Here is an 18,954-nt window from a genome sequence, read left to right on the forward strand (position 1 = left end):
CCATGGCGTTCTGCCAAGCTCTCAGGGAAAGCCCCGATATCGTCTGATTGCCAGCTGTCCATAGGCTGGTGAATGAGAATTGGCGAAAGGCGGTCGATGCGCTGGCGTCCCGAAATATTGTTCCACGCATGCGCGATCGGGATCGCCGGTTACGGGGCTGGCGCCCATGCCCAATCGGCCCCGCTCCTGCACGAGATCGAGCGACAGGGCGAGTTTCTGGAACAATCGCCTGCCGATGATGGCGAGGCCGACGGCGGGGTCGACATCGCACCGCTGCCATTTTCCGATCCGGCGTTCGGGACGGGCGGGGGCGCAATCGTTTCCTTGAACAGTGGCCCCGAAGGCGGGCCGCGATCGTGGGTTACCGATCTGGGAGCGGTTTTTACCAGCAGCGATGCATGGGCCATTGGCCTGTCGCATCGCATGTCGCTGGGCGACGACCGGCTGCGCCTGACCGCAAAGGCAGGCTATGCCGATGCGCGGATCGATTACTACGGTATCGGCGCGGACGAGGGTGACGGCCGCCAGCCTGTGGCCCTGCGCAGCAAGGATTTCAGCGCGACGGCAGATGCGCAGATGCGCTTTTTCGATCACGGCCTGCTGTCGCATGTCCATGCCGGACCGCGCCTGCGTTATCTCAACTCGCGAAACTCGCCCCGCGATTTCGACAGCCCCTTGCCGGAACCGCTGTTAGCCAGTTCAGACAGCGATATCGTTTCGGCAGGGCTGGCCTTTGCATTCCAGACACGCGACGATCCCTTTGCGCCGACCAGGGGTGTCGATGTCACGGGCAACTGGATGTTCGGGCTGAAAGGGCTGGGTAGCGATTACAGCCATCGCAAAATGGAAATCCTGTCGACTGCCTATTTCACCCTCGACGAAGGATCGGTGCTGGCCGTGCGCAAGACGGCATGCGCAATCAGCGGCGACGCGCCGTTCTATGATTTGTGCCTGTTCGGCGAACATGGCGACCTGCGCGGCTACGAAATCGGGCGATATCGCGACGGGGCCAGCTGGTCGCTGCATCTGGAATTACGGCAGCATTTGTCGGGCAGGCTGGGCGGCGTGGCCTTTGTCGGGGCCGGCGGCATAGCCGACAGCAGCGGCGACATCTGGAAACACAGCCATGTGCTGTCCTCCGCCGGTTTCGGCATGCGCTATCGCATGTCCGACCGTAACAGGGCCAATCTGCGCGCCGATCTGGCGTTCGGGCAGGACGGACCTGCGTTTTACCTTGGTATTGGCGAGGCATTCTGATCGCGAAACGGGGAAGCGGCCACCGACACTCGGGGTAAATCCCGATTCGCCTGTGGCACGCGCCATCTATCCTCTGCCGTCCGGATGATGGCGCAGAGTTCGCGCAAGGGGTATCGAAATGCTGATGGAAGAAATGCTTAACGAACTGGCCTCGTTCTCGGCCCTGATCCTTGAAGCGATCGTCGCCTTGCTGGTGATGTATGGCGCGATCGAAGCGATGTTCAACCTGATCAAGGGCGGTTTTGCCACCTTCAGCCACCAGACGCGCCGGATGATCTGGATGCGCTTTGCCCAGTGGATCATCCTTGCGCTGGAATTCGCGCTGGGGGCCGACATCATCCGCACGGCCATCGCGCCGACATGGGACGATGTGGGCAAGCTGGCCGCCATTGCGGCGATCCGCACCTTCCTCAGCTTCTTCCTCGAACGCGATATCGAGGAATTGAAGCCGGAAAAGGAAGGCGCAGAAAAAGGATCAGCCGAATAGGCTGATCCCGAAGATGATATTGGCGGCGGCCGCCATGCCCACCAGCATCAGCCCGATGGAAACGATCAGGCTGATCGAAACGGGATAGGTGCTTTCGCCGTGGACCAGCCCCTCTGCCATCATCGTCTTGCGCGTGCGGCGCAGTTCCTGCGCGAACTGGACGTGCCGCCAGATGCCGCCCAGCAGGATCGCGACGCCCAGCAGGATCAGGATCAACCCGAAATTGCGGGGCGAGGGGCTGTTTTCCAGCATGCCGCTTTTGTCGAGGCTGCGAAATGCCTCGTACAGCGTAAAGCCGAAGCCGATCAGCGACAGGGCGGTGCGGATTTCCGACATCATGGTCCGGTCCGCTGACATGCGGGTCCGGTGGATCGACATGCCGGTGCGGCGCATCGACATCTCGGTCCGGTTTTCCGACAAATCGGTCCGGTGGTCCGACATTTGCGTCCGGTGGCGCGAGAGGCCGCTGCGGTAATGCGAATAAATCGTCGAGGCTTCGCTCTTCTGATCCTCTGCAATTACCGGAAGATCGGGAACCGGATCGCTGACCGAACGGGGCACCGGTGGGGTGGGCTCACTCATGCAAAGCTACTCCATACTGCATATACGCGCCATTAGCGCCGTGCATACGGGGTCCGGCAATAGGGCCAACCCCCGATCACCCCCGCGGAAATTACGGAGCGTCGGGTCATGGGGCGCGACCCCTAGGGAAAGTCCCGATGGCGCGGCGTTGCAGTGCAGCGCGATAATGCGTCGCAAATCATGAGGGGTCAGGTCGATGTCGTTTAAAAAAATGCTCTTGCCCGGTGTGGTCGCGGCCATGATGCCGGTTACGGCTTGGGCACAGGATACGGCGGTGGGAGAGGGCGCCGTGGTCGCAGGCGACGCCGATATTGCAGAGGCTCCCGCAGCGGCCGGCCCCAATCTGGCCGAACAGCTTGCTAATCCGGTTGCCGATCTGATCTCGGTTCCGTTTCAGGCCAATTACGATTGCTGTTATGGCCCCGACGACGGTGACCGCTTTACGCTGAACATCCAGCCCGTCATCCCCGTTTCGGTCGGAGAAGACTGGAACCTGATCACCCGCACCATCCTGCCCGTCATCAGCGCGAGCGAAACGGTGCAGGGCGCAGGCGGCGACACCGGCCTTGGGGATGTGGTACAGAGCTTCTTCCTGTCCCCCAAAGAGGCCAAAAACGGTCTGGTCTGGGGTGTCGGTCCGGTTTTCCTGTATCCCACCGGCAAATCCAGCTTCTCGGCCGAGAAGTGGGGCGCGGGCCCGACGGTCGTCGTGCTGAAGCAGGGCGGGGGGATGACCTATGGCCTGCTTGCCAACCACATCTGGTCCTTTGCTGGCAAGGATGCCGCATAGGATGTCAGCGCCACCTTTATCCAGCCCTTCATCACCAAGACGCTGCCCGATACGACCAGTTTCGGCCTGAACGTCGAAGCCACGCGCGACTGGGAACGCAAGACGTGGAACGTGCCGATCAACGCGACCGTCAGCCATGTGGTGCGCTTTGGCAAGCAGCCCGTCAGCCTTGCGGTTGGCGGGCGTTACTATGCCGAAAGCCCGTCGGGCGGGGCCGAATGGGGGACGCGCTTCGTCGCCACGCTGCTGTTCCCGAAATAGGGGCACTCAATCGCGGATAGGCGGGTTGGCAGCGGTGCCTCTCAGCAATTTCCCCGATGGGGGCCAGTGCTGCGCAGTCCGATAGTCACTGGCGATATTCCGACCGAACCGGTGCAACAGAGGGAGTGTTCAATGCCGATCGAGCCAAAAATCCCGAGCTTCAAGGAAATAGGCCTAGCCGCAGGCATCGCATGCCTGGTCGCCATGACCCCCGCAACTGCCAATGAAGCGGCCGCGCAGGATGCCCCCGCTGCCGAAGAGGTCGATCCCATCGATCCGGTGGCCATCGCCGCCCTCGACGAAATGGCGGCCTATCTGCAGACGCTGGTCTCGTTCCGCGTAACATCCGACGCGACGACCGAAGTGGTGCTGGAAGGCGGACAGAAGATCCAGTTCGGCGGCACAATCGATCTGGCAGTGCACCGGCCCAGCGCGTTCAAGGTCGTGTCGGCCGCCGATACGCGCACGCGCGAGATGTATTACGATGGCAAGGCCTTTACCATCTATGCCCCGCGCCTTGGCTATTACGCCAGCTTCGATGCGCCGCCGACCATCGGCCAGACGCTGGATACCGCGCGTACGAAATATGACATCGAAGTGCCATTGGCCGATCTGTTCACATGGGGCACCGACCAGACGGTGCGCTCGCGCGTGCAGGAAGCCATGGTGATCCTGCCCGAGACGATCGGCGACCGGACATGCATCCATTATGCGTTCCGTCAGGAAATGGTCGACTGGCAGCTATGGCTGGAAGAGGGTGACAAGCCGTTGCCCTGCAAGATCGTGATCACGTCCAAGGACGATCCGGCGATGCCGCAATATGTGTCGGTCCTGCATTGGGATCTGACCACGCAGGTACCGGCGGAATCGCTCGCCTTTGACCCGCCCGCCGAAGCGCATCGCATCACCATGGCGGATGTCGAAGCCGTTGTCGGAGAAGAACAATGATCCTGGCCAATTGTATCGCATTGCTGGCAGCGGGCGGCATGGCGCTTGCCCCCGCAAGCGCCATCGAACAGCGTGCGGTGACGGGCGAAAGTTTCGATGCGTCGCCTGTCGTAAGCATCGGAGCGACCGAAACCGCCTCGATCTTCGCGCTGCAACAGCGGACGCGGCAGGCGAGCGCAGGCAATCGCAAGGCGCCGTCAAAGCCCAAACCGCAGGCGCGCAGCACGTCGAAGCCCAGCGTGAACCACAATGGTGACCGGAACCGCAACACGAATACGAGCAATCGTAACCGCAGCAACAATATCAGCGGCAATGACGTCAACATCAATGTGAACAACAGTCACGATGATCATTACAACCATTACGACGATCATCATCACCACGACCATTGGGACGATTGGGACGACGATTGGCATCCGGTCGCGACGGCGGCTGCCATTACGATGACCGCGGCCGTCATCGGCAGCATCGTTGCCAGCATTCCGCCCGATTGCAGCACCGTTATCGTGAACGGCATCAGCTACTCGCAATGCGGGAACACCTGGTATCAGCCGCAATATTACGGTTCGTCGGTGCAATATGTGGTGGTGAACCCGCCGCGCTGATCCGCCCCAATACGACCGGAGAGATTTCATGACCGTGGCACTCGCGCTCAAGCTGATGGTAGTGATCAGCGTAATTCTTATGCTGTTCGCCCTGTCGCTTCGGGCGCGGGTGGCCGATCTGGGCTATATGGTCACCCACTGGCGGCTGGGCCTTGGCGCACTGATTGCCATGTTCGTGATCGTTCCGGCGGTTGCGGTCGCAATTGCCTATTTTTTCAATCTGAACCCCGCGGTCGAAATTGCGCTGGTTACGATTGCCCTGTCCCCTATCCCGCCGATCCTGCCCAACAAGCAGCTGAAAGCGGGCGGCAGGGCCTGTTACATCACCGGCCTGCTGTTCGGTGCGACCATCGTCTCGATCCTTGTGGCGCCGCTGGGCGTCTATCTGTTTTCGCAGATTTTCGGGATAGAAGCGCAGGTCGGATTTGGCGCCATCGCCATGCCGCTGGTGCTGACGATCCTGCTTCCGCTGGTGCTTGGCGTCGCCATCGCGCCCTTGCTGGGCGAGGGGCTGTTGCCCAAGGTCAGCGCTATCGCCAACAAGCTAGGCGTGATCTTGCTGGCCGTATCGGCCATCGGACTGCTGATCATGATCTTCCCGAGAATGCTGGAAGTCATCGGCCACGGCACGCTGGTCGCTCTGGCAGTGATGGCCGCTGTCGGACTGGCCGCTGGCTATTTCCTTGGCGGGCCCGATGCGGGCGACAGGGCGACACTGGGGCTGGCGACCTCGACCCGTCATCCCGGTGTTGCGCTGGCGATTGCGGCGCATGTCTTCCCGGATAACGAGCTTGCACCGGCGGCGATCCTGTTGTCGCTGCTGGTATCGATGGTGGTCTGCGTGCCGTTCATGCGCAAGATCGGCAAGCATCAGGCCGCTAGCGCTGCCTGAGATTTGCGGATTAAAAGCTGGCTTGCGCGATCACGGCAGGGCCTGACAGGCGATAACGGATGCGCCCGTTCCAGTTATCCTTGTCGACACCCAAACGGTATTCGACATAGCGATAGGCGACACCCAACGCGACATTATCGGTAATCGAATAGTTCAATCCCGCCTGCGCATTGATCAGCTTGCCATCGTAATCACCGATGGAAAGCGAAAGATAATCGATCCGGCCATTCGCCTCCAGACGATCGGCCACGCGCCATGTACCATAGAGCCCAACCGTCGGCAGCGGCGCCAGCACGCTGCGGCGGCGGGCTTCGGATTGCGCCTCCAGCTCGCCCGCGCCCACTTCACCCTCGATCGATACGGTAAAGTCGGTGGCATGCACACCCAGTGCCGCGCCGATTTCCAGGTCGGGCTGCTGGATAAAGGAATAGCCGACTGTCAGGCGATAGACATCGCTGTCAAAACCGCTGCGCACGCCGGCATTGACCGGATAGGTCACGTCGTCGAATTCGATCTCGCGCTCCAGCGATTTTTCTCCATTCCGCTTCAGCTTGAAGAAATCGAAACCCACCACGACCTTGCCGAACCGCGAACCGATCGAGACGGCGGGCAGGAAATCCCGATTGTCGAGGTCCAGATCCTTTTCAAGGTCGATATCGGTCCCGACCTCGTTCGCGGTTTCTGCCGTCACGCGAACATTGGTGTCGACCTTCGGGTAATAGGCCTGAACATTGATCCAGTAGTCGTTGTCGAGGCTTTGCGCGCTGGCCGCCGGCGCCGCTGCCAGGACAAGTATGCCGCCGCCAATCGCGGCAAGATGGCGAGTGGATTGCATATGCGACATGTTTCGCTCCCCGTACTCCGTCGGCGCGGAAAATCCGGACCGACCCGGCGGTTCGTTCCGTGGCCCGCGTTGCGGGTCTGACGCGGTTTAACCGCTTGTACCGACGCATCTTATCAGCTTTGTCCCTGCCTCGCATCGGGAGAAACCCGCAGCCATGGAATTTGACGTGGGCATCCGGTCTAGTGCGGGGCGCCACCCGACATTTCGATCCGTTGCGCCGACGGCACGATGCTGACCCCGATCTCGCCAAATCGCTGCAACAGGGCAATCAGCACTTTCTCCTTGCGCAAATGCCCCAGCGAGTAGGATTCCGCCGCCAGATAGCATTTGATCCTCAATTCGAAGCCCGCTGGCGTGAACCCCTCGAACCGCACGGGGCAAGTCGAATGGATGTAGTCCTCCTGCGCTTCGACAATGTTCCGCGTTTCCTGCAGCGCCCGGGCGAGCAGATCCGGAGGCGTATCGTAAGCAAGCAGGAACCGCTGGTCGATCTGGTACCGGTCACGCAGGGTCATGTTCTCGATATTCTGGCTGGCGAGGACATTGTTGGGAATGGTCGTGATGGTGCGGTCATAGGTCTGGATGCGCGTCGAACGCATCCCGATGTCGAGCACTTCGCCTTCCACCCCGTCGACCTTGCAACGGTCGCCGATGCGCACCGGCTTGTCGGCTAGGATCATCACGCTGCCGACAATATCCTCCACCGCCTTGCGCGCGCCCAGTGCCAATGCGACACCGCCGATGCCCAATGCGGCCAGTCCCGTGGTCACATCGATCGCAAAGGTGGCCAGAAATGTGCCGATGGCGACCACAATCAGCGCCAGACGGACCAGACGCGTTACAAAATTGGTGAGGCCGATCCAGGCAGGCTGATCCACGCTGCGCAGCCAATGCACCACCCACCGGTTGATCACCCCCGCCAGCCGCCAGGCAAGCCAGATCGCGGCAAAGCCGATCGCTAGCCCCGAATAGCGCGCGATCGCGGTCCGTTCGACCAGGCTGGCGCCAAACGGTTCGGCCAGTCGCTCGACCGCCGCATAAACGCCCATCAGGGTCAAAGGAGGAAAGGCCGCCAGCAGGATCGAGCCGAGCGGACGATGCCCCGTCCGGTCATCCACCCCCAGCTTGCGGCAGATTATCTTGAAACTCAGAACGATGACCGCAAAGGCGGACAGGCCAAGGCCGGTGATCAGAAGCCAGGTCGATAGCGGCGCGCCCAGGACCATCGTTGTGCCGACCGCTTCTTCGTCGACCGTCGCCGCCTCTTCCTCAAATTCCTCAAGCGCGACGTGATCGACCGTTTCGGCAGCCACTTGCCAGATCGCGGGCCCTTCGTCCGGCTGGGTTCGCCGGATAAGGATGGGCACATCGCCCTCGTCCAAAGCCAGCGTTCCGATCTCCTCAAGATCGGGGGCGAGCCCGTCGGCCAGATTGCCTTCCGGTTCGATCGACAGGCTGATCCGCTGGGTCAACGATCCCCGCCGGTCGAGCGCGGCGACGAATGCCTTGATGCGCCGCAGCGATTCTTCCGACCCCGCATCGGCTCCCTCGACGAAGGGCGCGATATCCTGAACATTGCTGGAACCCAGCACGTTGAACAGCCCGATCTGCATCGATCGCGGCGATTCCCGCTTGAAGGGGTCGACGATTTCCTTGCTTGTGACCTCTCCGCCCGATCCGTCCGAAGCGTGAAGCACCGATGGCATCACGGCGGCCCATGTCAGCAATGCCCCCAACACGGCAAGCAGACCAGGCCGCGCTTTCTTCATCAGTAGCGTGACAGCAGATTTCAGGGGCAAACCGGATCCTCCAGCATGAATGGTCCAGCATATTCATAGGGCCTTGCCACGATCTGCCCATAGGGAAAGCCCTTAGTCAGGCGGGGGACTTGGCCGGATGCATCCGTGACAGGATCGTCGAAAGGCCGTGCGACACGAAAAATCCATATCCCGTAGAAACTTCGCCCATTTGCTAGGTAAACCTTAACCGGCGTGGCGTTATCCGGATCAACTGGATTGGAGGACCGGTGCGCTTCGATATTTTTCCCGTTTTGACCGTTCTGTCCGCTTTCGTTTGCCTGATGACTGCGGCAGCGCTGGCCGTCATGCTGCAATCGGCGCTGTCCAGCGGCAGAGAGCGTCTGCGCATTCATTTGCTGACCACCGGCATCGTCGTGGCAACCGCCATCTGGGCTGCCCAATTCCTCGCGCTGCTGGCCTATTCCGCACGTTACGAGCTGACCTTTCTGCCGGGGCCGGCCTTTGCCTCGCTCGCATTGGGCGTGCTCGGCTTTGGCCTGTCGCTCGAGATGTTCGAATATCGACGGGGCCGGTTGCAGGCCGCATGGGCTGGGTTAAGCTGCGGCCTGTCGACGGCGACAATCCATTTCGTCGGCACCATGTCGGTATCGTTTCGCGGCATCGTCGCACGCGATCTTTCGCTTGCCATTTCGGCCGTTGTCATCGGCACCCTTTTGTCGGCCGTCGCGCTTCCGCTGCTCAGCCGCCGCGATAGCCGCGGGCCGGCTGCATTGGGCATCGGGTTCTTCGCCGCCAGCATGCTGAGCGTCCATATTCTGGGCATGCAATCGATCCGTCTTGTCCGGCTCGACGGGATCGAGCTGGTGCAAAAGGGCATTGCTCCGCTGGAACTGGGCCTTCTGGTTGCTTTCGGATCTTTGTTGCTGGGCGGCTGGGCGCTCTCCGTTTCGATGTCGCGGCACAGTTTTCAACGTATGCTGGGGCGGCACACGCGCGAATTTTCGCATCTGGTGCATGGTTTGCGCGATACGGCCATATGCATGATCGACACGCGCGGCCACGTCGTCAGCTGGAACGAGGGTGCGCGCAGGCTGACCGGATTCAATGAATGCGACATTCTGGGACGGCATTTCGAGCGCTTTTACGGAGAGAGCGAGCGCCTGCGCGGCTCGCCTGCGGATGCCTTGAAAACCGCGCTCGACCAAGGAGCATATAAAACCCGCGGATATCGTTATCGCAAGGACGGATCGCGTTTCTGGGCGGATGTGACGATGGAGCCGGTCTATGACCACGCCAAGCTGATCGGCTTTGTCAAAATCACACACGACATCACGGCGCGGATCGAAGCGGAGGAGCATCTCAACCAGATCCGCAGCGATCTGGAGGCTGCGACGGCCAATATGGTGCAGGGCCTGATCCTCTATGATGCAGAGGGGCGGGTGAAGATGGTCAACGCGCGCCTTGCCCGCATATTCGGTGTGCCCGAGCATATTTTCGTGCCCGGCATGACCGAAGAGGAAATCGGGCAAGCCACGATCCGCAGCCGCGCCGCCATGCGCGGCAGTTGTGATGCAGAAGCCGAACGCGTGGCAGCGAAGCTGAAATCGACCAGCCGGAGCGAAGGCTATGTTCAGGCCGATGTCGATGAGGATCTGACGGTTTCGATCAACCGCCGCATGCTGCCCAATGGGGGCAAGGTGGTCACGGTAGAAGACGTTACCGACCGGCATAAAGCGGCCGAGCGATTGCAGTTCATGGCCACCCACGACGCGCTGACCGGCCTTCTCAACCGCGAGGCGTTCCGGCGCATGCTCGACGCCGAATTCGCGATGGCACCGCCCGACGACAAGGTGCTGGCCGTCGCCATCGTCGATCTCGACCTGTTCAAGGAAGTGAACGACATTCATGGTCACGCAGTGGGCGATGCCTTGTTGCAAGAGGTGTCGGCGCGGCTTGAAGATGCGGTGGGGAACAGCGGCATTGCCGCAAGGCTGGGCGGCGACGAATTCGCCGTGCTCGCGCGGATCGGCAAGGACGATATCGATTGCGCGAATTTTGCAGCCAGGCTGACGAACGCGGTAAATTTCACGACGATCCTGCTCCACAAGGCGATCCAGAGCGCGGGAAGCGTCGGCATCGCTGTCGCGCCCGATGGCGGGGAAACGACCAAGGCGCTGATCGGCAACGCGGATCTTGCCATGTATCGCGCCAAGACCAAGCTGCGCGGAGGTTGGCTTCGTTATAACCAGAAGATGGGTCGTCGCTCGCGCGAGCAGCGCGAATTGCAGGATGCGCTGCGCAATGCGCTCGATCGCGATGAATTCTACCTCGCCTATCAATCGCAATGTCTGGTGCAGACGGGGCAGGTCTTCGGGTACGAGGCTTTGCTGCGCTGGCGGCACGAAAGGTTCGGCACGCTGCCGCCCGACCGCTTCGTAAAGGCGGCCGAGGAGAACGGGCTGATTCTTGCCATCGGCGAATGGGTACTGCGCACGGCCTGTATCGAAGCGGCGGCCTGGCAGGCGCCGCACAAGCTTGCCGTTAACATATCGGCAATCCAGCTGATCCAGCCGGATTTTCACCAGCTCGTCACACATGCGCTGCTGGAAAGCGGATTGCCTGCCGACCGGCTGGAGATCGAGATTACCGAAAGCGTCATCATCACCGACAAGAACCGCGCTTTGCATAATCTGCGCCGAATCAAGGCGCTGGGCGTCTCGGTGGCGATCGACGATTTCGGGACCGGCTATTCCTCGCTCGACACGTTGAACTCGTTTGAATTCGACAAGATCAAGATCGACCGGACTTTCCTGATGGATGCCAAACGAAGCGAGGCTTCGCGTGCGATCATTCGCGCGGTTCTGGCGCTGGGGCGGAGCCTTAACCTGCCGGTTCTGGCCGAGGGTGTTGAGAGTGAGGAAGACCTCGCCTTGCTGCGCGCCGAACAATGCGGCGAGGCGCAAGGGTTCTACTTCGGGCGTCCTGGTGCGGTGGAGTGCGACAGGTTGAGCGCCTGACCGGTAGTTTGAGCGCACAAAAAAAGGGGCCGGAAGATTCCGGCCCCTTTCGTGTGTCGATCTTGCGATCTTTGGCTTACATGCCCGAACCCGGACCGTAGGTGATTTCCACCCGGCGGTTCTGCAGTTCGCGGACACCGTCGGCGGTGGGAACGCGCGGGTTCTCTTCGCCGAAGCCTTCGGTGGTGATCGCCGTATCGGGGATGCTGCGTGCCGTGAGGTACGAGCGCACCGATTCCGCACGACGTTCCGACAGACCCACGTTGTAGGTCTTCGAACCCGACGTATCGGTGTAACCGGCCACCATGATCGGCACCGAGTTGCAGTCGGCATAGGAAGCGATGGCGCTGTCCAGAATGCTGGCTGCTTCGGGCGTGATTTCCGACGAATCCCAATCGAAGAACACGATATAGGGGCCGGTGTTGCACACCACTTCCGGAGCCGGCGGCGGCGGCGGCGGGGGAGGCGGCGGCGGGGGAGGCGGCGGAGGCGGCGGGGGCGGAGCAGGCGACCAGAAATTATAGGTCAGCGAGCCCAGCAGCGAGTGCGAACGGATGCTCGTCTCGATCGCTTCGCCGGTCGGCGCCACTAGGTCGATATTGTCGTGGTTGAAGAAACGGTACTTCAGGCCGACGTCCCAGTTGTCCGACAGCGGAGCGCGGATGCCCGCGATCGCCTGCCAGGCAAAGCCGGTGTCCGAATCGTCGATCAGCACAGGTTCTTCGAACTCGCTGCGCGCGACACCGGCACCGCCGCCGATGAAGCCCTGCAGGCCATCGTCGTCGCCGAAGTCGATCAGGCCGTTGACCATGAAGCTCAGCGTGTTGAACTCAAGGTTCATCTCGCTGTCGTCATAATTGTCGCCGAACAGCGTCGCACCATCGTCGCCGGCGCCCTTGTAGGCCGCTTCGGTTTCGAGGCGGAAGCCGCCGAAGTCATAACCGGCCACAACGTCGAAGTCGTAACCGTAATCCCAGTCGAAGGTCGCCTGATTGTCGACGCCATCGACGTCAACATCCGAATCCTCGACAAGCATAGCACCGCCATCGACACCAATGTACCAGGTGTCGTCGCGAGCAAGCGCTGGCGTCGACAGGACCGTCGATGCAAGCGCCAAACCGATGATAGTATTCCTCATGATCTTCCCCCTTCGTCGTGGCGAAGCTTTATGGCCGGAACGGTGATTGTTGGCCGGGGCGCAAGATAACATCGCCTGTTACGTTTTGCACTCGCATTAAGTGATCTTTAAACCACATATTATCAATGGTTTAGGTAAATTCCTCTGGCATCTGATCTTTTGTTAAGGTTCACAATTCAGTAATTTTCTTATTGATTGGATTGGATTTTTGGGGCCTGCGTTGCGTTCATGCCGCATCGCAACACCGTGATAGGGGCCGTTAAAACCGCCTGCGGGGAAGGGGTGCCGGGTGAAAGCGCTGACCGGATGGATAGGCAGGCAAATCATCCTTTTTCTGCTGCTTGCCGTTGCGATTGCCATATTTCAGTCGGGCGCGCTGACGCTGCGCTGTGCGAATGGCTGTGGCCCTGCCGATGTCGATATCCGGTCGGACGCCGATGATATCGCCCGCAACTTCGACGCGCTTGTCGATCAGGTGCGCGGGAGGCTGGACAGGAATCTCGCGTCATTCGCCAGCTGGACGGAAGACCGGCGCCGCTCGGAACTGGAAGCGCGGGAAGTGCGGCTGGACGAAATCGATGAACTGTTGAGCGAAAAGCCGGGCATCCTCGATCAATATTTGCCTGCACGGGTGGTCGAGCGACAGCGCCTGCAAATTGAACGCGCGATTATCGAACAGGAGATCACCGTCCTCAAGGCGCATCTCGACCTCGACAGATTGAAACGCGGAACAAGGATCGAGGCACCGACGGAACAGGCCGTGCGCGAGGCGAAAATTGCCTGCGATGCCGCAAGAGAAGCCGTGCAGGATTTCAACCGGCTTTCCATGCAAGAGCGTTGGGCGCGCAACCGGATTGGCCGGAACGATGCGGACGTGCTGACAGCCAATGCGCGGCGCCTGTGTGCACAGGCCAGCAACGGGCAAAAGCGTCGGGAAACCGCCCTTGCCATGGCCGAAGCAAGAGCTAGCCAGATTGCCGAGGCGCAAAGCGTGTTGGCAGAGCAAGAGCGAACCGCGCACGGGGCGTTGGATACGCTGCGCACGCCCGAAACGCGGGACATGATCGCCGATATCGCGACCAAGGCGGCGCTTGCCCTGATGGCGATCATCGCCATGCCGTTTCTCATCCGAACCTTCCTCTATTTCGTGCTTGCGCCGCTGGCGGCCATGCGTCCGTCGATCCGGATGCCGACAATCGCCGGATCGGGGGCGGCGATCCCCTTGCCGGAAGCCTCGCGCGTGTCCCTTTCGGTTCGACTGGGTGAAGGGGAGGAATTGCTGGTGCGTCAGGGCTATCTGCAAACCTCGTCCACCAAGGGATCGAAATCAACGCGATGGCTGCTCGATTACCGGCATCCCTTGTCCAGCCTTGCCGCAGGCCTGTCGTTTCTGACGCGCATTCGCGGCACGGACGAGGCGACAACCGTGTCGGCAACCCGCGACGGATTTGCCGAACTGGCGGCGATCGACCTGCCGGCGGGCGCGGCCTGTATGCTGCATCCGCGCGCATTGGTCGGCGTGGTACAGCCGGTGGGCCAGCCCATCGCGATCCGCAGCCATTGGCGGCTGTTCAGCGTCAATGCATGGCTGACGATGCAATTGCGCTTCTTCTCGTTCCACGGTCCGGGGCGGCTGATCGTGAAAGGCGGACGCGGCATTCGGGTGGAGCGGGCCGAACGAGGCCGTATTTTCGCGCAGGACCAGCTGGTGGGGTTCAGCGCCGACCTTGCCTATTCGGTAACGCGGGCAGAGACATTCGCGCCTTTCCTGTTCGGGCTGGAACCCTTGTTAAAGGATCAGGTCGAGGAAGGCAGCGGCATTCTGGTGTTAGAGGAAGCGCCTTTGTCCATGCGCGCCGGCAAGGCAGGCAAGAGGCTGGAAGGCATGGTCGATGCGGGCCTGAAAGCGTTCGGACTTTAGCTGCTGCCCCTGTTCTTTAACCGGTAGCCGAAAACACCATGCCCAGGACAAAGGCAAAGGCCGCCAGTACCAGCAGGAAAATCGCAGCATTGGCGGCGTACCAGATCCTGTCGCCCGGTTGCGGCAGAGTATTGTCGAAAAACTCGTCGATCACGCCGCCTTCATAGGCCCGCTCCTGCGGTTCCTCTTCGAAAGGGGCGAGCAGGGCGGCAGCGCTGACGGCCGATTTGGGAATCGGATCGAGAAAGCGGCAGCCATGACCGCGCCCTTCCACCCACATGATCTCTGCCGGTTGCTCACCGACAAGGGGCAGGTCGATCTGAAAAATGTCGCCCACTGCCAATGGCGGATCGGTTTCCAGCAAAAGGCCGGTTTCCGACAGATTGCGGATCGTCGCGGAAACGCCAGCCTCACCCGCGACGGCATGAACATCCAGTCGCAAGGTCCGTCGCGGTTTCGACCGCCAGCCTCGCAGCGTATCATCGATATATAGCCGTGCGACGATCAAAGCCGTTCCCCTTTAACGATCGGCGAATACCGATCGAGAGATTAAGATCGTCCTAAAATCGCCCTTCGGTGCGACGAGTGGTGACTGCGATCGGGCGGGGGCAGCCGCGTGCCTGCCCCCGCCACCGGGATCAACGCTTTGGCATCACCACGGCGTCTACCGACCCGCGCGTAACCGCGTGATAGCTCGACCGTGTCTTGCCATAGATGCGCCTTGCAATCGATTCGCCCCATTCATCCTGTTCCATCAGCACGGCGAACAGAGGACGCACGAATTTGGTGCGCCCCACGCTGGCAAGGAAGCTCTCGGCCACGGGAACGGCAGGTTCGTAACGGTTCGACAGCGCGGTTTTGAGCCATGCGAACAGCACCTCGTTATTGCCGCTGTCCGACAATCCGAATGCCCGGTCGAGCGCGGCAAGCTGTTCTTTGGGCAGCGAAGCCGGAAGCGTCGACAGGAAGCGCAGCCGTTCCGCGGTATTCCAGCCCTGCCATGCCGCCGCATCGGGCGTGCGCGTCGCGGCATATTCCGCCGCCGCCTTGTCCACCGATGCAAAGGCATCCGCATCGGGCCGCAAAACATTGTCGGGCAGGCCGGGCTCGAAAATCCATTCGCGCAGCTTCAGCCGTGCGCCCAGTTCGGCATCACCCGCGACAAGGTTCTTTTCCATGTCCTCCAGCATCATTTTGGAAGTGGCAGGCTGGAACGCGTGATTGTCGAACCATTGGCGCAGCCAGGCATCGAAACGGTCGCGTCCCGCAATATGTTCGACAGTGCGCAAAAAGGCCGCCCCCTTGTCGTACACGATCTCGCTGCCCGCGCTTTCCACGCCGTCAGGCTGATGCAGCGCCGTGCCGGGATCGTCCATGCCGACTTCGGCCAGCACATTCTCGACCGTCGCAAAGCTTAGCGCGGCTTCCTGCGCGGCGCGTTCCTTCCCGTATATTTCCTCGGTAATGCGGCCTTCGAAATAAGACGTGACGCCTTCGTTCAGCCAGCTGTCGCGCCAGTTGGAATTGGTCACCAGATTGCCCGACCAGCTATGCGCCAGCTCGTGCGCGACAAGGCCGGTCAGGCTGCGGTCGCCCGCGATGAAGGTGGGCGTGAGGAACGTCATCACCGGATTTTCCATCCCGCCATAGGGAAAGGCGGGGGGAAGCACGATCATGTCATAACGGCCCCAGCGATAGGGGCCATACAGCTTCTCGGCCGCCGTCACCATCGCCTCGGTATCGACCAGCTCGTTCGCGGCGCGGTCCAGCATGACCGGTTCGGCCCAGACGCCGGTGCGCGGACCGAGTTCGCGAAAGGCGATATCACCCGCCGCCAGCGCGATCAGATAGGGCGGAACGGGCTTGTCCATGGTAAAGCCGAACACGCGGCGTCCGTCTTCCAGCTCCTCGGGCTCGCCGCCCTTCAGGCCCGACATGACCACGGTGAGGGGCTTTGGCGCAGTGATGCGCGCTTCCCATGTCTGGCGGATACCGGGACTATCCTGCGTCGGTATCCAGCTGCGGTTTAGGATCGCCTGTCCCTGGCTGAACAGGAAAGGCTGTTTGCCCCCGGCGGTCTGCTCGGGGTCAAGCCATTGCAGCGCTTCCGCGTCGGGCGCCGCGCGATAGGTGACGGTAATCCGGCGCGCGTCGCCAATGGCGACGGTGACAGGCTCGCCCAGCTTTTCGTCATGCTCGCCGATCGTAAAGTCGAGCGCTGCGCCATTGGCATCACTGATGCCCGAAATGCGCAACCCGTCGCTGTCGAGCACGATTTCATCCGCGCCTTCCGCCGCCATGATGTCGAGCGTGGCCGTGCCGAACACGTCCCTGGCATCGAAGTCGAGCGCAAGGTCGAGCGCGACATGTGTTACCCGCGCGATTTCGGGCCGGGCATAGGTGGAAGTGTCCTTCGCATCCTCGGTCGTGAGGATGGGAGACACGGTCGTCTCCGCCGGAGTATCGGCAGTGGAACAGGCGGCAAGGCCCAGCGAGAGGCCAAGCGAGATAGGTGCAATCGCCACAAAAGCGGACGGCGCAAAGCGCATGGGGGGATGCTCCGATTTCAAGGGAAATAGTTCGGTTACAGATGCAACCTTAATCGTCTTTCGGTCAATATGCCACCGTTGCAGAGCTCCGTCGGGCACGAAAGGGAGGTTTCGAGAATTTTTGACGAGGACCCCAAGGGCTTAGCGATGAGCATTTCGAAAATCCGACGTGCGGCTCTTTGGAAAACTACAAGGAACCGATCCGCAAATCGGAAGATGGTCTTAACGACGGGAAGAGCGCGTTCGTCACCGGGTTCCAGTTGTCCGATACCAAACGTGCCATTGATTTCCTCGGCCGTCGCGACGGCGACCTCGACGGAGACAAGGGTACTGCATGGCTGGCGGCAAAATTCTCGCTGGCACCTACTCCATTCAACCTTGGTGGCCATTTCATACGCAAGCTTCGTCCCTATCTCGGCTGACGGCCACCGGTCACAGCAGGAGCAGGGAACATGAAGAGCGGTCCAATGCGCCAGGAAAGCGACAGTATCGGCACCATTGCGGTGCCTGCCAGCGCCTATTGGGGCGCGCAGACGCAGCGCAGCATCGACAATTTTCCGTTTCCCGCGCGTGAGCAGATGCCGCTGGCGATCGTCCACGCCCTTGCAATGGTCAAGCTGGCCGCCGCGCGCGTCAACCGCGCCCATGGTTTGCCCGACGATCTGGCAGACGCCATCGAAAATGCCGCACAGGAAGTGATCGCGGGCGAGCATGATGATCAGTTTCCGCTGGTCATCTGGCAAACCGGCAGTGGTACGCAGACCAATATGAATGTGAACGAAGTGATCGCCGGCCGCGCGAACGAAATCCTGACCGGCCAGCGCGGCGGAAAGGCGCCGGTTCATCCGAACGATCACGTCAATAAAGGTCAGTCGTCGAACGACAGCTTTCCCACGGCGCTTCATGTGGCTGCCGTGCTGGCAACGGAACGGAAATTGCTGCCCGCGCTGGACCGGCTGACCGATGCGCTGGATACCAAGGCGCAGCAATGGGACGACATCGTCAAGATAGGCCGCACCCATTTGCAGGATGCGACCCCGTTGACGCTGGGGCAGGAGTTTTCCGCCTATGTCCGCCAGCTCAGGGCAGGGCGCACGCGTATCGAACAGGCGCTGCCCGATTTGCGCGCGCTGGCGCAAGGCGGTACGGCGGTCGGCACCGGCCTGAACGCGCCAAAGGGCTTTGCGGCAGACATGGCGCGCGCAATCTCACGCATTGCGGACAGCGAGTTTCGCCCCGCCGACAACAGTTTCGAGGCGCTTTCTTCCAACGATCCTCTGGTGCAAATGTCGGGCAGCCTGTCGACGCTGGCGGTATCGCTGACCAAGATCGCGAACGACGTACGCTGGCTGGGATCGGGCCCCCGTTCGGGCCTTGGCGAATTGCAATTGCCCGCGAACGAGCCCGGAAGCTCGATCATGCCCGGAAAGGTCAATCCCACACAGGCCGAGATGTTGACCATGGTGGCCGCGCAAGTCATCGGCAATCATCAGGCGGTAACGGTGGGCGGCATGCAGGGCGCGTTCGAACTGAACGTGTTCAAACCGCTCATCGGCGCGGGTGTTCTTCGCTCGATCGATCTGCTGGCCGTCGGCATGACCAGCTTTACCGAACGCTGCGTCGAAGGGCTGGAACCTGATCGTGCGCGCATTGCCGATCTGGTGGGCCGCTCGCTGATGCTGGTCACCGCGCTGGCACCCGAAGTCGGTTACGATAATGCGGCCAAGATCGCCAAACACGCCCATGAAACCGGACAAAGCCTGAAGGAGGCGGCGCTTGAACTGCAGCTGGTTGACGGGCCAACCTTCGACCGGATCGTCAGGGCCGAAGATATGATCTGATCCGGTCAGGCGAATCCAGTTGCTCTATACGCGGTTCTTCAAGTTATTTCGAATTCGCCATC

General features: G+C 61.2%; 18 protein-coding genes. 11 read left to right on the plus strand and 7 right to left on the minus strand.

Annotated features, from left to right (window positions below; translation table 11 throughout):
• Positions 1-96: 96 nt before the first annotated feature.
• On the plus strand, positions 97-1,257 hold the full coding sequence (locus LOZ74_RS08460; RefSeq protein WP_230293691.1) for a BamA/TamA family outer membrane protein: 1,161 nt from the start codon (positions 97-99) through the stop codon (positions 1,255-1,257).
• Positions 1,258-1,375: 118 nt separating this feature from the next.
• Positions 1,376-1,744 carry a DUF1622 domain-containing protein gene (locus LOZ74_RS08465; RefSeq protein ID WP_230293692.1) on the plus strand — a complete coding sequence of 123 codons (369 nt, stop codon included), beginning with the start codon at positions 1,376-1,378 and terminating at the stop codon, positions 1,742-1,744.
• Here the strand turns inward: LOZ74_RS08465 and LOZ74_RS08470 are convergent.
• Positions 1,733-2,326, minus strand: a complete 594-nt coding sequence (locus LOZ74_RS08470; protein ID WP_230293693.1) for a YidH family protein — start codon at positions 2,324-2,326, stop codon at positions 1,733-1,735. The two genes, LOZ74_RS08465 and LOZ74_RS08470, sit on opposite strands and share 12 nt — an antisense overlap.
• A gap of 196 nt (positions 2,327-2,522) precedes the next feature.
• Here LOZ74_RS08470 and LOZ74_RS08475 point away from each other — a divergent pair, with 196 nt between their 5' ends.
• The 5 genes from LOZ74_RS08475 to LOZ74_RS08495 all read left to right on the plus strand — a co-directional run bounded on the left by LOZ74_RS08475 (position 2,523) and on the right by LOZ74_RS08495 (position 5,822).
• Positions 2,523-3,116, plus strand: a complete 594-nt coding sequence (locus LOZ74_RS08475; RefSeq protein ID WP_230293694.1) for a hypothetical protein — start codon at positions 2,523-2,525, stop codon at positions 3,114-3,116.
• Between the two features lie 111 nt (positions 3,117-3,227).
• On the plus strand, positions 3,228-3,377 hold the full coding sequence (locus LOZ74_RS08480; RefSeq protein ID WP_230293695.1) for a hypothetical protein: 150 nt from the start codon (positions 3,228-3,230) through the stop codon (positions 3,375-3,377).
• 204 nt (positions 3,378-3,581) lie between these two features.
• The gene (locus tag LOZ74_RS08485; protein ID WP_230293696.1) at positions 3,582-4,325 is read left to right on the plus strand and encodes a DUF2092 domain-containing protein; all 744 of its coding nucleotides are present in this window, start codon (positions 3,582-3,584) and stop codon (positions 4,323-4,325) included.
• A complete protein-coding gene (locus tag LOZ74_RS08490) occupies positions 4,322-4,930 on the plus strand; it encodes a hypothetical protein (RefSeq protein ID WP_230293697.1) in 609 nt (202 codons plus the stop codon). Before LOZ74_RS08485 ends, LOZ74_RS08490 begins: the two co-directional genes overlap by 4 nt.
• A 28-nt stretch (positions 4,931-4,958) precedes the next feature.
• Positions 4,959-5,822: a bile acid:sodium symporter family protein gene (locus LOZ74_RS08495; RefSeq protein ID WP_230293698.1), complete on the plus strand. Its 864-nt coding sequence runs from the start codon at positions 4,959-4,961 to the stop codon at positions 5,820-5,822.
• 10 nt (positions 5,823-5,832) lie between these two features.
• On the opposite strand, the gene LOZ74_RS08500 is transcribed toward LOZ74_RS08495, so the two are convergent.
• From LOZ74_RS08500 to LOZ74_RS08510, 3 genes are all read right to left on the minus strand, one after another.
• Positions 5,833-6,666, minus strand: coding sequence for an autotransporter outer membrane beta-barrel domain-containing protein (locus LOZ74_RS08500; RefSeq protein WP_230293699.1), 834 nt, complete (start codon positions 6,664-6,666; stop codon positions 5,833-5,835).
• 179 nt (positions 6,667-6,845) lie between these two features.
• Entirely contained in the window at positions 6,846-8,435 is a 1,590-nt protein-coding gene (locus LOZ74_RS08505; protein ID WP_230293700.1) for a mechanosensitive ion channel family protein, read from the minus strand.
• Between the two features lie 20 nt (positions 8,436-8,455).
• Entirely contained in the window at positions 8,456-8,779 is a 324-nt protein-coding gene (locus LOZ74_RS08510; protein ID WP_230293701.1) for a hypothetical protein, read from the minus strand.
• Here LOZ74_RS08510 and LOZ74_RS08515 point away from each other — a divergent pair.
• Positions 8,747-11,443, plus strand: a complete 2,697-nt coding sequence (locus LOZ74_RS08515) for an EAL domain-containing protein (protein WP_230293702.1) — start codon at positions 8,747-8,749, stop codon at positions 11,441-11,443. The genes LOZ74_RS08510 and LOZ74_RS08515 overlap by 33 nt on opposite strands.
• Before the next feature lie 76 nt (positions 11,444-11,519).
• Here LOZ74_RS08515 and LOZ74_RS08520 read toward each other — a convergent pair whose 3' ends face one another.
• Complete coding sequence (locus tag LOZ74_RS08520; protein WP_230293703.1) at positions 11,520-12,581, minus strand: OmpA family protein; 1,062 nt, start codon at positions 12,579-12,581, stop codon at positions 11,520-11,522.
• A gap of 289 nt (positions 12,582-12,870) precedes the next feature.
• Here LOZ74_RS08520 and LOZ74_RS08525 point away from each other — a divergent pair, with 289 nt between their 5' ends.
• The gene (locus tag LOZ74_RS08525; protein WP_230293704.1) at positions 12,871-14,502 is read left to right on the plus strand and encodes a hypothetical protein; all 1,632 of its coding nucleotides are present in this window, start codon (positions 12,871-12,873) and stop codon (positions 14,500-14,502) included.
• 16 nt (positions 14,503-14,518) lie between these two features.
• Here the strand turns inward: LOZ74_RS08525 and LOZ74_RS08530 are convergent, their stop codons facing one another.
• Both LOZ74_RS08530 and LOZ74_RS08535 read right to left on the minus strand, forming a co-directional pair.
• Positions 14,519-14,944: a PilZ domain-containing protein gene (locus LOZ74_RS08530; protein ID WP_230293705.1), complete on the minus strand. Its 426-nt coding sequence runs from the start codon at positions 14,942-14,944 to the stop codon at positions 14,519-14,521.
• Positions 14,945-15,140: 196 nt separating this feature from the next.
• Entirely contained in the window at positions 15,141-17,051 is a 1,911-nt protein-coding gene (locus LOZ74_RS08535; protein ID WP_230293706.1) for a M1 family metallopeptidase, read from the minus strand.
• A gap of 179 nt (positions 17,052-17,230) precedes the next feature.
• On the opposite strand from LOZ74_RS08535, the gene LOZ74_RS08540 reads away from it, so the two are divergent.
• Both LOZ74_RS08540 and fumC read left to right on the plus strand, forming a co-directional pair.
• The gene (locus tag LOZ74_RS08540) at positions 17,231-17,473 is read left to right on the plus strand and encodes a hypothetical protein (RefSeq protein ID WP_230293707.1); all 243 of its coding nucleotides are present in this window, start codon (positions 17,231-17,233) and stop codon (positions 17,471-17,473) included.
• A 30-nt stretch (positions 17,474-17,503) separates the two neighbouring features.
• Complete coding sequence (gene fumC / locus LOZ74_RS08545; protein WP_230293708.1) at positions 17,504-18,892, plus strand: class II fumarate hydratase; 1,389 nt, start codon at positions 17,504-17,506, stop codon at positions 18,890-18,892.
• Positions 18,893-18,954: the final 62 nt, after the last annotated feature.

This window comes from Croceicoccus sp. Ery5 (assembly GCF_020985325.1).
Lineage (GTDB): Bacteria > Pseudomonadota > Alphaproteobacteria > Sphingomonadales > Sphingomonadaceae > Croceicoccus.

Bases quoted from the DNA above. Each gene is read 5' to 3' on its own strand.
- LOZ74_RS08460 (WP_230293691.1), top strand. From the start codon at position 97: ATGCGCTGGCGTCCCGAAATATTGTTCCACGCATGCGCGATCGGGATC.
- LOZ74_RS08465 (WP_230293692.1), top strand. From the start codon at position 1,376: ATGCTGATGGAAGAAATGCTTAACGAACTGGCCTCGTTCTCGGCCCTG.
- LOZ74_RS08470 (WP_230293693.1), bottom strand. From the start codon at position 2,326: ATGAGTGAGCCCACCCCACCGGTGCCCCGTTCGGTCAGCGATCCGGTT.
- LOZ74_RS08475 (WP_230293694.1), top strand. From the start codon at position 2,523: ATGTCGTTTAAAAAAATGCTCTTGCCCGGTGTGGTCGCGGCCATGATG.
- LOZ74_RS08485 (WP_230293696.1), top strand. From the start codon at position 3,582: ATGACCCCCGCAACTGCCAATGAAGCGGCCGCGCAGGATGCCCCCGCT.
- LOZ74_RS08490 (WP_230293697.1), top strand. From the start codon at position 4,322: ATGATCCTGGCCAATTGTATCGCATTGCTGGCAGCGGGCGGCATGGCG.
- LOZ74_RS08495 (WP_230293698.1), top strand. From the start codon at position 4,959: ATGACCGTGGCACTCGCGCTCAAGCTGATGGTAGTGATCAGCGTAATT.
- LOZ74_RS08500 (WP_230293699.1), bottom strand. From the start codon at position 6,666: ATGTCGCATATGCAATCCACTCGCCATCTTGCCGCGATTGGCGGCGGC.
- LOZ74_RS08505 (WP_230293700.1), bottom strand. From the start codon at position 8,435: ATGAAGAAAGCGCGGCCTGGTCTGCTTGCCGTGTTGGGGGCATTGCTG.
- LOZ74_RS08515 (WP_230293702.1), top strand. From the start codon at position 8,747: ATGACTGCGGCAGCGCTGGCCGTCATGCTGCAATCGGCGCTGTCCAGC.
- LOZ74_RS08520 (WP_230293703.1), bottom strand. From the start codon at position 12,581: ATGAGGAATACTATCATCGGTTTGGCGCTTGCATCGACGGTCCTGTCG.
- LOZ74_RS08535 (WP_230293706.1), bottom strand. From the start codon at position 17,051: ATGCGCTTTGCGCCGTCCGCTTTTGTGGCGATTGCACCTATCTCGCTT.
- fumC (WP_230293708.1), top strand. From the start codon at position 17,504: ATGAAGAGCGGTCCAATGCGCCAGGAAAGCGACAGTATCGGCACCATT.